Raw genomic sequence first — 18,155 nt, forward strand, 5'->3', positions numbered from 1 at the left:
CTTAACTGAATGGTGTTAGCTTTATAGCGGCTTTTTATTCTCTGTATTTTCATGCAGTTCGAGTTTTGGTGCACTCATACCTTTGAGTAACCGACCAAATATATCAGCGCCGGTAATAATGCGCTTCACATCACTCCACACTAACACCACGTCGTGATCAATGGCCCCATCAAACGATTTATCTAAAGAATGACTAGCCCGTATTTTTAAAATAACTTCACTCAGGCGCATCGCTTCATCAGCAACAATAATAGGTCTGTGACAATAATGATAAGGGTCGAACGTCTCTGGTTCAAACAAGGCCGAACGTAAAAAGCCGTCAGCATCTACCACTAATAAAGGCCAACCGTCTTCATTGGTAATGATCACCCAGTTATAACCTGACTTATGTAGTTTTCGTAAAAACTCATTATCAGTCGTTAATGTAAGGTCTGGGAAAATAGGCAAATCAAGCTTAGTAGGCAAAGCAATAATAGAGTCTGGATCAATTACTTCACCCTCTTTGGTTACGCTTATTTCATCTAAGCTAAAAAAGTTAAGCGCGCCTATTCCCTCAACGTGCTGAACATCAGCCTCTTCTGCTTCTATGTGTTTGCGAATAATACCTCTGAGCTCACTTTCAGCAAAGTACGTAATCCCCTCTTTACCTAACCATGCATCGAGAATTAAAGCCGTTGGCTTAGCAACTACATAAAACAGAATCTGATAAAACTTAATTAGCGGCGAAAGTAGGCTCGCCATTTTTAGCGCATTACGCGAAAAATAAGCCTGCGGTGTTATTTCACCAATAATAGTAATTGCAATAGTTGAGAATAAAAACGAACTTGCGCCCATTAATACCGAATCAGAAAGTAGTGTAAGTAGTACGTTAATACCTACGTTGCCCCACAAAATAGTCGATAATAAAAAGTTAGAGTCGTTTCGAAGGGCCATCACTTTTATGGCCGCCTCGTTCCCTTTTGCACTTTCCATTTCGAGCTGAAGCCTACTTAGTGAAAAAAACGCTAAGTTTAAGCCCGAAAATATTGCCGATTGTGAAATACACAAAGCAATTGCACACCAAATCATGACTTCAAAGGTCATTGTATTTTCCTGTTAGTAATACCAATTCACTTAATTAAGCGAATTGGTATAAGGCTTATAAAAGCAATAAACTGCCTAAACCTAAAAAGGTAACAAACCCAACAATATCGGTAACGGTAGTTAAAATTACCGAACCAGATAACGCAGGATCAATTTTCATTTTGTCTAAAATAGACGGAATAACAACACCTGCTAGTGACGCGGCCACTAAATTCAATAATATGGCTACCGTAATCGTAATACTAAGCATTAAGTCGTTAAACCATAAAAAGGTAAGTAGGCCTATTACAAACGCCCATACCAAGCCATTTACAGCGCCAACACGCAGCTCTTTTTTAAGCAACGCATTACGGTTTGAATCTGTAACCTGTCCGAGCGCTAAACCACGCACAATAACGGTTAATGTTTGACTACCTGCGATCCCGCCCATAGAAGCAACCACTGGCATTAATACAGCGAGTGCTACAACCTGTTCTATAGTTGCGCCAAATAAACCGATGAACCAAGACGCTAAAAAGGCAGTAGCTAAGTTAATACCTAACCATATACCACGGTTTTTAGCACTTTTTCGCACACTTGCGAACAGGTCTTCGTCTTCACGTAAACCACCGGCTTTAGCGGCAGCTTCATCAGCAATTTCTTGGCGTAATTCATACGCTGAGGCAATGGTTAATCGCCCAAGTAATTTGTTATCAGCATTAACCACTGGCAGTGCCATTTTTTCACTGTGGATCACCACTTCTGCCGCTTCATATAAATCATCATCAGCATGGAGCGATGAAAAGTCATGATTTGCCAATGTCATTAAGTTATCGGTGTCGCTGGCTTTTATTAAATCATTTACCGCAACCTCACCTATTAAACTACCCTTGCGGCTTACTAAATAAATAACTTCACTGTATTGCGGTAAACCTTTGTGTAGCAATTTTTTAGCACCACCGGCTGTTAGCTTCTCCGATACTTTTAAAAAGTCAAAACCTAACCAGTGACCTAATTGTTCTGGCGGGTATTGCTGCGCTAAATCATATTGTTTGGTTTGCGCTTCATCGAGTTGCTTTTTTGCATACTCAACAAATCGCTCTGGTATAACTTCTTCAAGTTCCAGTAGCTCTTCTACATTAACTTCATCAAGAAGTTTAAAAGCCTCAGTGTCTTCTAGCGTTTGCAGCAACCACAAACAACTATCTTCACTTAAATTAACAAAAATTTCGTGTTGCGTGTCTTCGTCAAGCAACTGCCAAATTTCAAGTCGTTGCTCTTTTGGTATCGCCTCAAAAAGTAATGACAGGTGCTCTGTTGAAAGCGTTAACTGCGCATCTGTTAATAATTTATTTTTGCGTTCTGTTGTATCGCATTGCAATAAATCATTTATGAGCTGTGGGAGTTGGTCTACCGGATACTCAATCATCTTAAAACCTTAAAATTTAAAAGCGCACATTATTTATAGTCTACTTGAACAATAAAAAATTGCAGAAAAAACGTGAACTTATTAAGCATGCGCAAGCTATTTTTGCGCATTGTATGGGCAAACTAAATGCAGTACTAATATTTATTTTAAAAAATTAAAAAAACAGTAAAAGGAATTGTTTTTGAGGGATTAAACAACAAGTAAGCAAACCAAAGGGATTACTTATAATAAAAAAAATCCCATATTAGCTAGGCTAATATGGGCAAAATCACACAATGAATTAGGTGTTTTTAAATTACGGTTTATGCTTTAAATTAAAGTCTATCAGTAATATTTCGTACTAAGTCAGAATCTACAAATTGAGTAATAAGTGCAGCGCCCCACGCATAGCCACGCTGTATTGGGTAACCTTTAAAAATCCAGCGTTTACGCACGTGATTAAAGCGCTCTAAATAGTCTTGCTTTTTTTGTGGCAGAGATTGCTCACCCAATTTATTCCATGCTTTATATACACCTGACATGTCAGACCCTCGCATAAAGCGTTGCAACCAGCGCGGAAAACGTGAAAAGCTAATAGTGGACTGAAAATCAATAAAATAAGGTTTACCGTCTGCGCCACATAAAATGTTACCCATATTACGCAAGTCTAAATGCACGATGCCTTTACGATGCATTTTTGCTACTTGACGCTCAAGCTCGCTAAAAAAGCTTACTGGTAGCGTTTTATCTTCATGAATTAAAGCGCGCAGTGGTGTGCCTTCAATATAGTTATAAGCTACGGCTATCGGCGATAGTCTACAAAAGCGGTTAGCGACTGCATCAAGCTCAGCTAAACGGCTCAATCCTTTATATTCTTGGTTTACAGATAGTCGCGCAAATGTTTTGCGGATAAATAACGGGCTTTGGCTAAAATCTTTAACAATTAAATCAAATTCATTATCTTTATATCGATACACAATCGCGTTAGCAAAACGTCCCTTATGGACAACACTTAAGTGATGTTGCATAAAAGTATGTTCTGGATATTGCTGCTGTAATTGTACTAACAAATTATTTTCAATCATAACAAACCTAACAAGATGATAACTTTAATTGCCTAGGCAACTATATTATCAAAGTTAGATTCTACGCACAATCAGATCAACTAATTAGCACGCTAACTTTCTGTTGAAACAGTATCGCTATTTTATTGATAATCTATTTGTGGGGGGGAATTTCGGGTAATGTATCTAGATTATTTATAGCTTTAAATAGTAAGTCTATTATTTGGTTTTTTTCTGACTCTGAAAAACCATTTAATGCTTGAGCATAGACTTCGTTTACTACAGGCATAATTTCAGGACAAAGAGCTTTACCTTTTTCACTTAAACACAAAATAGTTGAGCGCTTATCAAGCTCACATTGCGTTTTAATAATGAGTCCTTTTTCTTCAAGTCGGTTTAGTAAGCGGCTCATAGCGCCACGATCATAAACCATATACTCGCAAAGTCCTGCAAGCGTATTAACCGACTCTCTCGCAAGTAGTACAACCACAATATATTGCGCAGAAGTTAAGTCCATAGGAAGTAACTTGGCATCAACATGAATGGCTAATCTCGAGCGTAAAAAAGACACTAAACGCCCCAAGTCTTGCTCTGGCGCTAACTCTTCTCGAGTACAACGTTTAATTGATGGCATGTTTTGCATGGTTATTCCACTGTATAGGTATATTTGCATGCTGATAGACCTTAACACATACAAAAAATTCAATAATTTTTATAAAAACTAAGCAGCTAAAACTAAGCCACAAAAATAAAGCCGCTATTAGCGGCTTTTACTGTAAAGCTTTAAACTTTGTTAAATTTTAAACTGGCCAACAAGCTGGCCTAAGTTTTCACCACGCGCAGCTAAATGCTGGCCTACCGAAGAGGTAGTTTTGCTTGAAATAGTTAGTTCATTAACGATTTCTTGAATGGCAAATACATTACGGTTTATTTCTTCTGTAACGCTACTTTGCTCCAGCGCCGCTGTCGCAATTTGCGTACTCATGTCGTTAATTGATCTAACTGAGGTTGTTACCGCACCTAAACTTTCTGAAATAGCACGAGACGATTCTACTGAGCGATTACAACTATTCTGACTCGCTTGCATTGCGGCTACAGCATCCGATACTAAATTATGTAACTCACTCAACATTTCACTAATCTCTAATGTGCTAACTTGAGTACGACTTGCTAAGCTTCTTACCTCATCAGCAACAACAGCAAACCCTCGCCCTTGCTCACCTGCTCGTGCAGCTTCTATTGCAGCATTAAGTGCAAGTAAATTTGTTTGCTCGGCAATTCCACCAATTACGCTTAGTACACTATTAATCTTTTTAGATTGATCACTGAGTGAATCAACTTGTTCTGCGGCTAGGTTTATCTCGCCCATTAGGTTAGACACCTCACTGAGTGAAATATCAACACACTCTTGAGCTTTAGCAACTTCTTGCGTTGCCGCTTGGGTTGACTCTGCCACTTGGTTCGTATTTTGAGCCACCTCATGAGAAGTAGCCGACATTTCGGTAATAGCCGTCGCAACAAGGTCTGTTTCATGATTGTGATTAAGTAGTTTGTCTTCAATTAATCGTGTTTGTGTATTTATATCACTAGAGGCTGTTTTTACATCGTGTGTTACATCAACCACATTGGCAATAATGCCATGTAGCTTACTTACAAACATATTAAATGCTTCGCCAAGTTGGCCTATTTCATCGTTAGTATCAATATCTAAACGTTTGGTTAAATCGCCCTCACCTTTAGCAATGTCGTCAAGGCTTTGCGCCATGCGCTGTATTGGTTTTACCATTGTATTTGCGGCAACTAACGCACATACAATAGTTAACACAACCCAAAATAAAGCAATTAGCAATAAGGTCACTACCTTATCATTCATGTGCTCTTGCATTGCTGTTTGATATTTAAGTAGTTCTGCGTCTATATCATCCATATATGCGCCAGTACCAATCATCCAGTTTGTACCTGGGATCATTGCTGCATAGCCCATTTTTTCAACTAAGCCTGTGGTATTTGGTTTTTGAAAATGATAGTTAAAAGCGCCACCGCCTTTTCTAGCTTGATCTAATAAGCCCACTATTATTTTTTTACCGTTAGGGTCAGTCATCCCTATTTTGTTTTGCCCTTCAATAGCATCACCTAATAATGCATGAAAAACACTAACGCCATTTGTGTCGTATATAAAAAAGTAACCACCTTGACCAAATGTTAAATCTCTTAAAGCGTTTTTAGCATCTTGCTCAGAGCCATTTGCTATTTGATAGCGCACAATTTTACTGGCAATTTCCACCTCGGTGCTTAGCAACGTTTGTTTGTCACTTATTAGTTTAGTTTGAAATGCTTCAAAATTTTGTTGCTGATTTTTATTCTCTAAATAATAAGAACTCAGCATCAAGCTAATCAAAAGTAGCATTAAGGGCAATATAGCTAATAACAACAGTTTGTTTTTCAAGCTTAAATTACTCATTATTTCTCCGGGGTATATAAATGCATATATAGCGACAATAGCCAAAAATTAAATTACGGTTGTTTACATTGTTTTAATGGGTTTAAAAGCATAGTAAATAAAAACAAATTGGTGGGAGTAAACTCATACCATGCTCAATTAGCAGATATTATAGTCACAAGGAAGGTATTTGGACACTAAAAACACTGAGACCTTCGTATTAATTAATATATAATTTGCCACTCTTTCATTAGAGATTTAAAGTTCTAGCAGCTGCATTGATCTAAACTTAATTTTATAGCGTACTAAGACGACTAATCACCAGCTATGTAATGAGTTAACGCAGGACTCATGTTAGTATTGATTTTAGGTTCATATAAATAATGAACATATAGATATTAAACTTCCATTAACATATAATAACCCTATATTACTAATACCAAACAACTAGAAAATCGGAACGCATCACTTTGAGCCACAGTTATAATCTAATAAAAATGAATTATTAATGAAATATATTTTATACCTTGCACTTTTAGTGTCTGCTCATGCATTCTCAGCACCTGTAAATAATAGTATCGCTTTTTACTACTCAGCGCCGATGCCATTAGCCGAAATGACCTTTTATTCTCGCGTTGTAGTCCAGCCTGATCTTGTGACTGAGCACGAACTTAATTGGTTTAAACAGCGTAATATTGCTGTTTATGCTTATTTAAGTGTTGGTGAGTCGTTTAATCAAAGTGAGTCATCACTTAGCATAAACCCCAACTGGAATAGCCACATTGCAGATTTAACATCAGCACATTGGCAACAATATATTGCAAATAGCGCTGCGGCATTAAAAGCACGTGGCTTTAGCGGCTTATTTTTAGATACCCTTGATAGCTATCAGCTATTAGATGCTACACACAGTAAACCCGATCAACAAGCTGGGTTAGTCACCATAATAAGCTCACTATCTGAGACTTTTGACAAACACCTTATCCTCAACCGGGGCTTTGAGTTATTGCCTAAACTCGCTAATTTAGCCAAAGACTTAGTTGCTGAGGGTTTGTATAGCCACTTTAATCCGACCGACAATAGCTATAAACTGACCAACAAAAACGACCAAGATTGGCTAAGCGCACAATTAAAAACAGCACAAGACTTAGGCCTCAACGTCCAAGTTATTGATTATGCAAAGCCCGTTAATCGCCTCGCTATGGCACAAAATATTATAAACGCCGGTTTTAATCCATGGGTAACCGATGGTCACCTGCAAACATGGGGAACATCATCAATTACACCGGTTCCTAGGCGCATTTTGATCCCTTATAACAGTAACGTAAAGCCACTCATTTACACTACCGTACATTTAAAGCTTGCGACCATGATTGAGTATTTGGGGTATATACCTGATTACATAGATATGGCAAAGCGCGATTTACCTTTGGTTGACCCTAGCTTACATGCCGGTATTATTTCGTGGACCTCAAGCGACGCATTTTACACACCAACACTTACCAATTGGCTTGAAGCTAATTTAGGTGTGGTGCCAGAGCTTATTTTAGGCGAGTTACCACAATCAACTAAATTATTATTAAGCTTGGGTATTGAGTCGTTAAACACACTGCCTGAAGGTCCATATAAACAAGATAGCTTTGCACCTTGGCTCAAAGGAGAATCCACAACACCTCCCCCTATTGTTAAACCATACTTACTCAAATTAGCAACTGATGCGACTCCTTTAATTACAATAAAATCATCAGATGACACAATAGTTGTACAAGCTGCTAAAACTAAATATGGTGCAGTCGTCGTTGCTCCTTGGCTAATTGATACATTTCCGATGGAAGGCAGCAAATGGGTTATTGATCCGCGTACACTACTAACTCAGGCTATGGGACTACCACCTATATTAGTGCCAGATACAACCACCGAAAGTGGCAGGCGAATGCTTACGCTGCATATAGATGGAGATGGATTTACAAGTGTTGCCCATTACGAAGGTAAGCCTTATTCAGCAGAAGTGATTCGAGATGAAATAATTAAACGCTATAAACTGCCTTTAACGTCATCTGTGATCCAAGCTGACATTGAAGAAGGCGGTATTCACTCTAAACAAAGTGCCAAACTTGAAGGCATTGCACGTAGTATTTTTAACCTACCTTACGTAGAAGTTGCTTCGCATACTTATAGTCACCCCTATTTTTGGACAGCACTGTCTGGGCGAAAAAAAATAGATGAAGACGACACCGATTACGGTTTTCATCTAGATGTACCTGGCTACAACACTATCAGCCTTAAAAAAGAAATTACAGATTCAATAAAGTACATTGATGAAAAGCTCACACCTAAAAATAAAAAAACAGTGATGATACTTTGGTCTGGTGATGCAACTCCTGGCCCTAAAGCGCTTGAACTGGCCCGTGACGCTGGTGTGTTAAATGTCAATGGCGGTAATACTGATGTAAATGCCGATAATCCTAGTCTTACACATATATCACCTATTGGCCGACCTGAGCGTGATTTGCTGTATCAAATTTACGCCCCCATATTAAATGAAAATGTTTACACAAACTTATGGCATGGCCCTTATTACGGCTTTAGACGTTTAACCGAAACTTTCGAAATAACAGAAAAACCATATAGGTTAAAACCTTACACTATTTACTATCACTTTTACTCAGGCGAAGTTCTTGCGGGTTTAGACGCTCTTAAACACAACATAGATTATGTTTTAGCAAGACCAAATACGCCTGTGCATTTAAGCCATTATGCAAAAGTAGCAAAAGATTTTTACTTTTCTGCACTTGCAAAAAACAATAATAATGAATGGTTATTTAGCTCAAAGTACATTCGTACTCTACGGATACCTACCGATTTTGATGTGCCAAACATAGCTCAAAGTGAAGGTGTATCGGGTGTCACTGGAAAAGGTGACTACATACATATTATAAATAACATAGCTCGCCTTAGCTTTGATCACAGCCAAAATAGTAAAAAACCTTATTTAGCGTCTGCAAATGTTGTTATTAATAACTGGCAAGTTAACGGGCCTGTTAGTTTTAAAGCGTGGGTGCCCGCTTCACTTGATTTAATGAATGCACGCTCTTGCGAATTTGTATCTAATTTGGGTGAGCACTTTAAAGGTGTAACACGCGCTAATGTGACACACTTTAATCTGCCAAAGGGTCAATTTTATGGTTATCTTAACTGCAATGGAGTCGCTCGATAATGAATGCTAAAAAGCGCCCTCAGTTAATTTCTGTAAAAACAATATTAGCAATATTAGCTGTAAGTTGTTTTGCACTTTATGCATTATTTCCTCACACCTTATTTTTTGAAGATGATGAACTTTCACAAGATTATACCTTTGAAAAATCGTACCTTAATGCAGCGCTCAACACAGAGCCCGACAACGAAAAGCTACGCGCAAAATTAGTTGAGCTGCATATAGGGCTTAGTGAGTATTCACAAGCCACTAACGAGCTTGAAAAACTACCTAGAGGTGAGCGCAAAGCGACGCTTGAAATAAAGCTGCTTTACTCATTATGGCTAGCAAGCGGGGCTAATATTGACGACCGTTTTGAAGAACTATCTTTAAAAATAGGTGCTCATAAAAATTGGAACGAACAAATACTAACTATTGCAAAAGCAGTTGGGTTAAATGCAAAAGTTGCTCAGTACTATCAAAAAAATAAACAGCCACTCCTTGCAGCCGATTACTGGTTAAGCGCAGGCGAACCTGACAAAGCACTCGCAATTTATAAAATAAATATAAATGCTGACATTGCAGCTAAAGCGATTGAAACTGCACTGGGCGCAAATAACCCGATTCAAGCTTATGCATGGTGGAAAACCTATGGCGACCAAGCCGATGTTAAACGCACCCTTTATTTAGCTAACCTAGCTGGTAACACAGAAGATGCAGCTCAAGCCATTGAAAGCTTATTAAAAGCTGAGCCAAATAACACCGACTACTTAACACAAGCTATGCACCTGCGTTTAGCAAATGGAAATGCAAAAGGGGCAGAACAATTACTCGCACAGTTATTACTACAGAGCCCAGATGACAAAGAGCTACATTTATTAAATTGGAAGATAAAGCGCTGGCAAAACAAGCCTAAAGAAGCTCTTCGAGAATTTAAATGGCTAATGTCTAACAAAGCAGTAACTCCTGCGATGCTTACCGACAGTATTAACGATGCCAGCGCTTTATATTTATACCAAGATGCTAATGATATATACGAATACAAGGCGCAAAACAGAAGTCTGAAAGGCAATGGTTTTGCTAATTGGATGCAAGCTAACGAATTTATTGGTAACACAAAGCAAGAGTTAAACAATATTGAACGCTTTGAGCAAATAAATGGTAAAAGTGTATTATCACAATACTGGAAAGCAAAAGTGCTTCACGATACTGGTAATTTAAAAGCCTTAAGGGTCTTGTGGCCTACATATAAAGGGCCTAAAAATGAAGAAGATTTACTTTGGATTGCCCGCGCATTTTGGCTAGAAGATGACTTTGCTACAGCTCTGCAAGTACTAAAAAGCAAGCAAGAAAGTTCTGATGATGAGTTTTGGAGCGCCAATGTTGACATGGCAATGCGAGTTAAGGACAAAGCTCATGAGCTATATGCATTAGAGAAGTTACAAAAAATAAGTCCTTTGAGCGTAGGCGACATGCTGCACTACCAACAACTGCGCTTTGAAGGTCGGCCTCAGGAGCTTCTTGATTATTTATGGAAAAGTGAGTCGCAAACTGACCGTCAATTGATTCAAATTGCATTATTAAGCACACAAGTAAATGATGCTAAATCAGTTGCACGCATTCATGCTGAACTTGATAAGCAGCGCTACAATAAAGCTCTCTACCCTGCTTGGTTAATTCTTTCAAATTGGTATCAAAACCAAAGTGATTTAAATTCAGCTTATACAACTTTAAACCGCGCCGCAAAATTAAGTGAATATGACTCTGATGTTGTGCTTGCACAAGGTTGGTTAGCGCTGCAAATGCACGACACCGTGATGATTAGCCGCATTTTAGCTCGCTATTCTGAAAGTGATCCTTCCTATGCGTGGACCCAGCTATTAGCAAGCTTATCTATTCACGAGAAGTCATATAACAGTGCTTACTTTTATTTGCGTAAATTGGCCATTGCAGATCCAAGTGACTTAACAACACTGGTTAACTTAGCCGATGTAATGAAACAACTTGGCTACTATGCAAATGCTGCTGAACTTAATCACTATTTACTGCAACACTTACCTAAAGATAAATATGCATACAGAGGCCTAATGTTCCGCTGGGCGGGCGCGATGGCTGTTCCTCATTTAATGCAATTAAACACAATGGAAGAACTTGCCCCCGACACTATTGGTGAACCTCAAACAAACTGGTGGTTAGCGCGCAGGGCTGCACAAAAATTAGAGCCATGGCAAAAGCTACAACTTTATATGACCAACGGCGAATTTAATAAAGCGAAACAGCTTATAGCTGAAGGTTCACTAAGCAAATTAGATGAGCTAAACGCCCTACTCTATTTAAAACAACCCTATGCCACAATGCAACGTTGGTACGAAGAACTCACTGGCGAGGCAAATGAATCGCAATTGAGTTTACTCAGAAATGCACGCGCATCCTATTTTAGAGCGCTTGAAATAAACCTATCGCCAGAGGCTGGTTTAAACAGTAGCCAGTACGATGTAAACGTTTATTTTCCTTATGCTAATGGGCAATGGAAATTAAGTTTAAGTAATCAGCAAAATCTTGATAACAACGGATTACTGTTTGCGATAGAAGATAAGATGACATTTGGTCGTTGGTATTTTGATGCAAAAATAGATTCTCACCAAGGCAGCTTAGTTAGCCGTCAAGGTTTTAGCTTGGACTCTCGTTATCAATGGGATTCGCGTACACAGGTAGGTTTAAAGCTTGAATATAATGTTGAAAACCGCCAATCAGAAGCGCTACTTAGCTATGCTCAGCTAGATAAAGCCACGGCCTATGTTAACTACAATATTGATGGTAGACAAAACGTACAGCTATCAGCAGCAGCGATGTCTTTTTCTCGAAGAAGCGATGGAAGCTCACTAATAAATGGCCAAGAATATAATGCACGTTACCAATACAGCATTTTAAAAGACCGCCCAATTTGGAACGCTTATTTTAGTGCGCAATGGCAAGACTTTGAACGTGTAAATGCATTAATAAATACAGAATCAAGACCTCTAAGAGTTGACCTTCAACCATTTAGACGTTTTGCACTAGGGACCTCATTTGCTTCAACTGGTTCTTTAGAACCTCCTTATTTAGGCGCAAGCCCTTCATGGTTATTTGATATAAGTACTGGCTATCAAACACTTAACGATACAGTAGATGTATCAGTTTCAAGTGGCGCTGGTTGGTCTGTACTGGGCGATGATTTATTTAAATTACAGCTGGGTTACCAAAGTAGTAATAAAGTGGGTAACTCAGATACACAATTACAATTAGGTTATTACGTACATTTTTAATGTTAGGAGAGAGTATGTTTCGTTTAATTATACCGTGTTTGGTATTACTATTATCAGCATGTACCACCAGCAGAGTTGCTGATGATGTAGAGCTTAGCCCTTCAAAAATTGTGGCATTAATGCCACTTGTTAATCATGCTCAAACACCGCTTGCAGGTGAGCGTGCTGAAGATATTTTAGCCAGTATTTGGCAACAAAATAAATTACCAACTCTTATACGCGCACCTCGCGTAAACACCAAAGAGCTTCCACCACTGGACGATCAATACCGTTTAGACAATGCTATGCAGTGGTTAAGCACTCAACAAGCTGACTATGTACTAACAGGCAGCATTGAAGAGTGGCGCTACAAAGCTGGGCTTGACGGCGAACCCGTTGTTGCACTTACATTATCACTCACTGAAAATGGACAAACAACGCCGATTTGGACGGGTACTATTGCTAAAAGTGGTTGGGGCCGCGATAGCATTGCAGCAACAGCACAAGATGTGATTGCCGATTTAATTTCTTATATAGAGGTTAGTGAGTGAAAACACATTTCCTTAGACCAAGAGACGTTCCTGAGCTACAAATATGGGCTGAGGTATTTATATTTACCGCGCTTGCTTTAGGGCTGCCTGTATTATTTAACGCAGAGGACCCATTTTGGACTGAGGGAGGGTTTTCGTGGCCTGTACTTGGCCCACTTTTAGTTTCTCTACGTTATGGCTTTTCAAAAGGCTTTATTAGTATTTTATGTTTGCTTGTTGGTCAACTTTTTTTACTTCAAGCAAATATTTTATCACCACAAAGCGACTTCAATATTAACGCCATGATTGGCTACATTATTGTAATTATGATCACTGGCGAATTTAGGGATGTGTGGGAACGTACTAATCAACAACAAAGTATTCAGCTTGAGTACGTAACCGATCGCCTTGAAACATTTACTCGTCAGTATCACTTAATTAATTCATCTCACGATAGAATAGAGCAAATGCTTGCTGGCCATACGTTAAGTTTGCGTGAATCGCTACAAGCAGTAAGAACCTCTATCGGGCTATTAAAAGAAAGAAGGCTTGATAGCGCAGCGCAAAAAATAATCGACCTATTCGTTGAATATGGTTTATTAGAAAGAGCGGGTTTATATAAAGTTGAAAACGACACTGTTTTAGAGCCACCACTTGCCTCTATTGGCCAAATGGGTCAAATAGCTGAAAATGATCCTCTTATATTAGCGATGATTGAAGAAAAAGAATTAGTATCAGTAAAAGACGCAAAAACTGCGTTAGGTATAAGTAAATACCATATGGCAATCCCACTTATCGACGTAAATAATACAATTTATGGCGCTATTTTAGTTGAAAGAGTACAATTTTTTGCGCTTAAAAATACCACTCTTACACTACTTGCTGTTATGGCTGGGCATATTGGCGACCTACTGCGCCATGAAATAACAAACCCAGTAATGACGTATGAAGAGTCTCCGTACTTTATTCGCCAAGTTAAACGCGCGAATAAAGAAGCAAAACGATACAACATTCCATCGCAGCTGCTAAAAATAAAAGCCAATAATATTACTGATAAATCGACTCAACTTATGAGTTATTTAAGTGAAGCACGCCGTGGTTTAGACATTTATTTGTATGATAATCAAAATCAGGTATTACTGCTATTAATGCCATTAGCTGATGAACTTGAAAAAGCAGGCTTTATTGCCCGAATGAACACCTGGTGTAAAGAGCGTACGGGTAACACTTTAGCTGAGCTTGATATTGTTATTGAGCAACAACTTGCACTACCAATAAGCTCAGATGATATAAAGAGATTGGTTTCACTTTCATGATTATAATTATTGTAGCGGCTATTTTAGGGTGTATTTGCCAGTACTTTGCACTAATAGAAGTACTGGAAACACCTAATTGGTTTTTAGCTATATTATTGCATGCTATTGCTAGCATCCTTTTTGCTATTGTTAGTTATGTTTTTATACCTAAAAAATACAAAACGACTCCTTATAGCTCTTTTTTGCTCATGTTTTTATTATTGTTTACATTACCAGTACTTGGAATTATAGGTGTTGTAGTAGCGCTTACGTTTGCTCTTTGTAAACCTCTCAAAAACGACGAGATAGAAATAGAAGAGCATAAAATACCTGAGCTTCCTTTTGAAGCCAGAGCAATATCAGCAAACCCGACCTATTCTATTGGCGGACTTAAAGCAATTTTGAAGCACGCGAGTGAACCAAATAAACGTTTAAGTGCTGTAATGGCAGCTCGTCACATGAGTGACTCACAAGCTATTCCTATTTTAAAGCTAGCACTTAAAGATTTAGAAGATGATATTCGACTACTCGCCTACTCAACCCTTGATGGTAAAGAAACCAAACTCAACGAAAAAATCAGTTTGTATCAGCAAGAAATAGCCGTTACGACTAAGCAGCCTAAATTGAGCCATTTACAAAAACAGCTAGCCGAACTGTATTGGGAACTTAGCTATTTGGGTTTAGCCCAAGGTGCACTGCGTAAATATGTTTTAGAAAAAGCAGAAGCACTTGCAGAGCAAAGTATTGAGCACGTAAAAACACCTGCAACCTTTATATTTTTAGGCCGAATATCTTTAGCCTTAGACAAATACGAAATAGCCCATGAGTACTTACTTAAAGCAACTGAGTTTGGTATGGCAAGGCGTCATGTTCTCCCTTATAAAGCCGAAGTTGCCTTTTGTATGAACAAGTTTGACGACTGTAAACGCTATTTAAAAGAACTCCCAGAACAACCTAAAGGCAGTGAATTACGTCATTTGCAGGAGTATTGGCATGAGTAATAAAAATGCAGACATTTTACTGCTTTTGGAAGGTACCTACCCTTACGTACGTGGTGGTGTATCTAGTTGGGTTCATCAAATAATTGAAGGGTTACCTCATTATAACTTTGAGCTTGTTTTTATAGGTGGAGCACCAGAGCATTATGGCGAGATTCAATATACTTTACCTGAAAACGTTACCAAGCTGCATGTTCATTATTTAGTGGAAAATGATACTTCTGAAATAAAAGCCAAGCATGGGGTTAAATATAAAAAAGAGCTCTTTGATTTCTGGCAACAACTACAAAATTATTTTAGAGATTGTAACGAGCCTATCCCGACTGAATTGTTAAAATTTGCATTTGAAACTTTGGCTAAAAAAGACGGTATTAACGAAGCCGACTTTTTATATAGTGAATCATCGTGGCAAGTGCTCACTAATTACTATTCAACTTTTTGTGATGAATCCTCTTTTATTGACTTTTTTTGGTCATATCGCAATTTATATAAACCGCTATTTAAAATAGCCGAAATTGCACGTGGACTTCCAAAAGTTAAACTTATTCACTCAATATCTACCGGGTATGCTGGTATTTTAGGATCTGGTGCCAGTGTAATAAGCGATACTCCCTTTTTGTTGACCGAACATGGTATTTACACCAAAGAGAGAAAAATAGATCTTATTCAAGCCAGTTGGATCAAAGAGTCTGAACAAAGCCTAGGTAAAAACTTAAATACCGAGATGGGCTTTATTCGCCGAATGTGGATCAGCTTTTTTGAGCAAATAGGCCGAACAACATACCAAGAAGCAGATAAGATCATTTCGCTATACGATGGTAACAGACAGCGCCAAATAAAAGATGGCGCAGCGCCAGAAAAAGCATTTGTTGTACCTAATGGTATTAAAACAGTGCGCTTTATTGAAGCGTTTGTTCAGCGTCCAAAACAGATACCACCGGTTGTTGGGTTAATTGGACGTGTAGTGCCTATAAAAGATATTAAAACCTTTATACGTGCGATTAAAGAAGCGCAATCGATATTACCAGAGGTCGAAGGCTGGATCATCGGCCCTTTCGAAGAAGACCCACAATACTACAAAGAGTGTGAGCTACTGGTAGGCAGCCTTGATTTACAAAACAGTGTTAAGTTTTTAGGTATGCAAGATATTACCAAAATTTTGCCTAAGCTCGGAGTTGTTGCTTTAACCTCAATTTCCGAAGCGCAGCCTTTAGTACTTTTAGAAGCAATGGCGGCCGGTGTGCCTGTACTTGCTAGTGATGTTGGCTCGTGCCGCGAAATAATCGAAGGCGGAACCGATGAAGATAAAGCATTAGGTAAAGCCGGTGAAGTTGTCTCAATTGCTTCACCTAGCGAAACAGCACAACAAATATCAAACATGCTAACAAATGAGCAAGCTTGGCTTGAGTATCAAAAAAGTGGTTTAGACCGCGTACAAAAATTTTATGACGAGAGCCACATGTTTGCCCGCTACGATAAACTTTATAAGGATACAATAGCATGGCCGGAATAGGTTTTGAGATACGAAAAATTCTCAAAAAAAATACCCTGCTCTCAGTTTTTGAAGCATACGGCTACGCAGGTTTAATAGGCTCGGGCCCTTGGCTGCTCTCTATTGTAGCGTTAATGCTTATTGGTATTTTAAGTTTAGGAATTGTATTACCTAAAGTACTTATTATTCAATTTTTAACGCTTGTTACCTACATGATGGCCGCCTCACTTATTTTAACGGGTGGTTTGCAGTTATTACTAACTCGATTTATTGCCGATTTATTTTTTCAAAAAGAAGAGGCAAAGGTACTGCCTAATCTACTCGGTGCACAGCTTATAACAACAATAGCCGCGCTATTGGTGGGCTTAGCTGTATGGCCTATGCTCCCTATACCCGTTGTTACTAAGATTATAATTTTAGGTGCCTTTGTAAGCTTATGTAATCAGTGGCTTGGCGCTATTTTTCTATCAGGTATGAAAGAATACCGGTTAATTTTAATTACCATGCTAAGTGGTTACGCCTTTATGGTATTGCTTGCATATTTATTAAGAGACTGGCAGTTAGACGGCTTATTTTTTGCGTTTTTTGCTGGCGAAGCACTGCTCTTTTTTAGCTTTTTATTTATGATTATTCGCCGCTACCCGGGTGAAAAACTTATAAGTTTTGACTTTTTAAGCAATAAAAAAGTGTATTACAGCCTATTCTTTTGTGGTCTGTTTTATAACATTGGTGTATGGGCTGATAAAATCATTTTTTGGTATTCTCCAAGCACATCAATACAAATTATTGGCACGTTGAGAGCCAGCCCAATTTATGACTTACCTATATTTTTGGCTTATTTGTCTATTATCCCCGGTATGGCGGTATTTTTAGTAAAAATGGAAACCGACTTTGTAGAAGAGTACGACCGTTTTTACACCGCTATTCGTGGTGGCTCATCTCTTGAAGAGATCTACATATTAAAAGACAGTATGATCCAAACTGCGCGTGCCGGTTTATACGATATATTTAAAATTCAGGGTATTACCGTTGCCTGCTTGTTATTATGGGGTGAGCAAATACTTACCTTTATTGGCATTGATCCAAACTATAAAACGCTTTTATTTATTGATGTAGTAGGTGTAGGCGTACAAGTTATATTTTTATCTATTTTAAATATTTTGTTTTATTTAGATAAACGCTCAACAGTGCTATTTTTAGCGGGGTTATTTTTGGTAATAAACGTTGTTTTAACTTTGTTATCAATTGCTTTTGGACCGCAGTTTTATGGCTATGGCTTTGCATTAGCAACCATTATTACCTCGGTAGTAGGATTATTTTGGCTTTCAAAACAATTTGAAGATTTAGAATACGAAACGTTTATGCTGCAATAGCATAATATAAAAACTT

At 38.4% G+C, this 18,155-nt stretch carries 12 protein-coding genes; 7 read left to right on the forward strand and 5 right to left on the reverse strand.

The features are described 5' to 3' along the window. Positions 1 to 21: 21 nt before the first annotated feature. From GQR39_RS19285 to GQR39_RS19305, 5 genes are all read right to left on the reverse strand, one after another. Positions 22 to 1,083 (reverse strand): CNNM domain-containing protein, encoded by a 1,062-nt coding sequence (locus GQR39_RS19285; RefSeq protein ID WP_007584829.1) that lies wholly within the window; start codon positions 1,081 to 1,083, stop codon positions 22 to 24. Between the two features lie 55 nt (positions 1,084 to 1,138). Continuing rightward, positions 1,139 to 2,491, reverse strand: a complete 1,353-nt coding sequence (locus tag GQR39_RS19290; RefSeq protein ID WP_165736371.1) for a magnesium transporter — start codon at positions 2,489 to 2,491, stop codon at positions 1,139 to 1,141. A gap of 314 nt (positions 2,492 to 2,805) precedes the next feature. Then, positions 2,806 to 3,555 carry a serine/threonine protein kinase gene (locus GQR39_RS19295; protein ID WP_165736372.1) on the reverse strand — a complete coding sequence of 250 codons (750 nt, stop codon included), beginning with the start codon at positions 3,553 to 3,555 and terminating at the stop codon, positions 2,806 to 2,808. 133 nt (positions 3,556 to 3,688) lie between these two features. Then, a complete protein-coding gene (locus GQR39_RS19300; RefSeq protein ID WP_231616919.1) occupies positions 3,689 to 4,207 on the reverse strand; it encodes a MarR family transcriptional regulator in 519 nt (172 codons plus the stop codon). A 120-nt stretch (positions 4,208 to 4,327) separates the two neighbouring features. Next, positions 4,328 to 5,995 (reverse strand): methyl-accepting chemotaxis protein, encoded by a 1,668-nt coding sequence (locus GQR39_RS19305; RefSeq protein ID WP_024593969.1) that lies wholly within the window; start codon positions 5,993 to 5,995, stop codon positions 4,328 to 4,330. Positions 5,996 to 6,482: 487 nt separating this feature from the next. On the opposite strand from GQR39_RS19305, the gene GQR39_RS19310 reads away from it, so the two are divergent. From GQR39_RS19310 to pelG, 7 genes are read left to right on the forward strand one after another with little or no spacing between them, the layout of a single operon-like run. Beyond that, on the forward strand, positions 6,483 to 9,191 hold the full coding sequence (locus tag GQR39_RS19310; RefSeq protein WP_165736373.1) for an endo alpha-1,4 polygalactosaminidase: 2,709 nt from the start codon (positions 6,483 to 6,485) through the stop codon (positions 9,189 to 9,191). Further along, entirely contained in the window at positions 9,191 to 12,472 is a 3,282-nt protein-coding gene (locus GQR39_RS19315) for a tetratricopeptide repeat protein (RefSeq protein ID WP_165736374.1), read from the forward strand. The genes GQR39_RS19310 and GQR39_RS19315 overlap by 1 nt, the downstream gene beginning before the upstream one ends. Before the next feature lie 14 nt (positions 12,473 to 12,486). Continuing rightward, entirely contained in the window at positions 12,487 to 13,002 is a 516-nt protein-coding gene (locus GQR39_RS19320; protein ID WP_007584808.1) for a hypothetical protein, read from the forward strand. Continuing rightward, complete coding sequence (locus GQR39_RS20485) at positions 12,999 to 14,297, forward strand: PelD GGDEF domain-containing protein (protein WP_007584806.1); 1,299 nt, start codon at positions 12,999 to 13,001, stop codon at positions 14,295 to 14,297. The genes GQR39_RS19320 and GQR39_RS20485 overlap by 4 nt, the downstream gene beginning before the upstream one ends. Next, positions 14,294 to 15,277, forward strand: coding sequence for a HEAT repeat domain-containing protein (locus GQR39_RS19330; protein ID WP_165736375.1), 984 nt, complete (start codon positions 14,294 to 14,296; stop codon positions 15,275 to 15,277). Before GQR39_RS20485 ends, GQR39_RS19330 begins: the two co-directional genes overlap by 4 nt. Next, positions 15,270 to 16,787, forward strand: coding sequence for a GT4 family glycosyltransferase PelF (pelF, locus tag GQR39_RS19335; protein WP_165736376.1), 1,518 nt, complete (start codon positions 15,270 to 15,272; stop codon positions 16,785 to 16,787). Before GQR39_RS19330 ends, pelF begins: the two co-directional genes overlap by 8 nt. Then, on the forward strand, positions 16,775 to 18,139 hold the full coding sequence (pelG, locus tag GQR39_RS19340) for an exopolysaccharide Pel transporter PelG (RefSeq protein ID WP_101217731.1): 1,365 nt from the start codon (positions 16,775 to 16,777) through the stop codon (positions 18,137 to 18,139). The genes pelF and pelG overlap by 13 nt, the downstream gene beginning before the upstream one ends. Positions 18,140 to 18,155: the final 16 nt, after the last annotated feature.

The organism is Pseudoalteromonas sp. C8, from assembly GCF_011378685.1.
GTDB classification, from domain to species: Bacteria; Pseudomonadota; Gammaproteobacteria; order Enterobacterales; family Alteromonadaceae; genus Pseudoalteromonas; species Pseudoalteromonas arctica.

Coding starts and splice junctions, on each gene's coding strand:
- GQR39_RS19315 (WP_165736374.1), top strand. CDS start 9,191: ATGAATGCTAAAAAGCGCCCTCAGTTAATTTCTGTAAAAACAATATTA.
- GQR39_RS19290 (WP_165736371.1), bottom strand. CDS start 2,491: ATGATTGAGTATCCGGTAGACCAACTCCCACAGCTCATAAATGATTTA.
- GQR39_RS19285 (WP_007584829.1), bottom strand. CDS start 1,083: ATGACCTTTGAAGTCATGATTTGGTGTGCAATTGCTTTGTGTATTTCA.
- GQR39_RS19295 (WP_165736372.1), bottom strand. CDS start 3,555: ATGATTGAAAATAATTTGTTAGTACAATTACAGCAGCAATATCCAGAA.
- pelF (WP_165736376.1), top strand. CDS start 15,270: ATGAGTAATAAAAATGCAGACATTTTACTGCTTTTGGAAGGTACCTAC.
- GQR39_RS19330 (WP_165736375.1), top strand. CDS start 14,294: ATGATTATAATTATTGTAGCGGCTATTTTAGGGTGTATTTGCCAGTAC.
- pelG (WP_101217731.1), top strand. CDS start 16,775: ATGGCCGGAATAGGTTTTGAGATACGAAAAATTCTCAAAAAAAATACC.
- GQR39_RS19310 (WP_165736373.1), top strand. CDS start 6,483: ATGAAATATATTTTATACCTTGCACTTTTAGTGTCTGCTCATGCATTC.
- GQR39_RS19300 (WP_231616919.1), bottom strand. CDS start 4,207: ATGCAAATATACCTATACAGTGGAATAACCATGCAAAACATGCCATCA.
- GQR39_RS19305 (WP_024593969.1), bottom strand. CDS start 5,995: ATGAGTAATTTAAGCTTGAAAAACAAACTGTTGTTATTAGCTATATTG.
- GQR39_RS19320 (WP_007584808.1), top strand. CDS start 12,487: ATGTTTCGTTTAATTATACCGTGTTTGGTATTACTATTATCAGCATGT.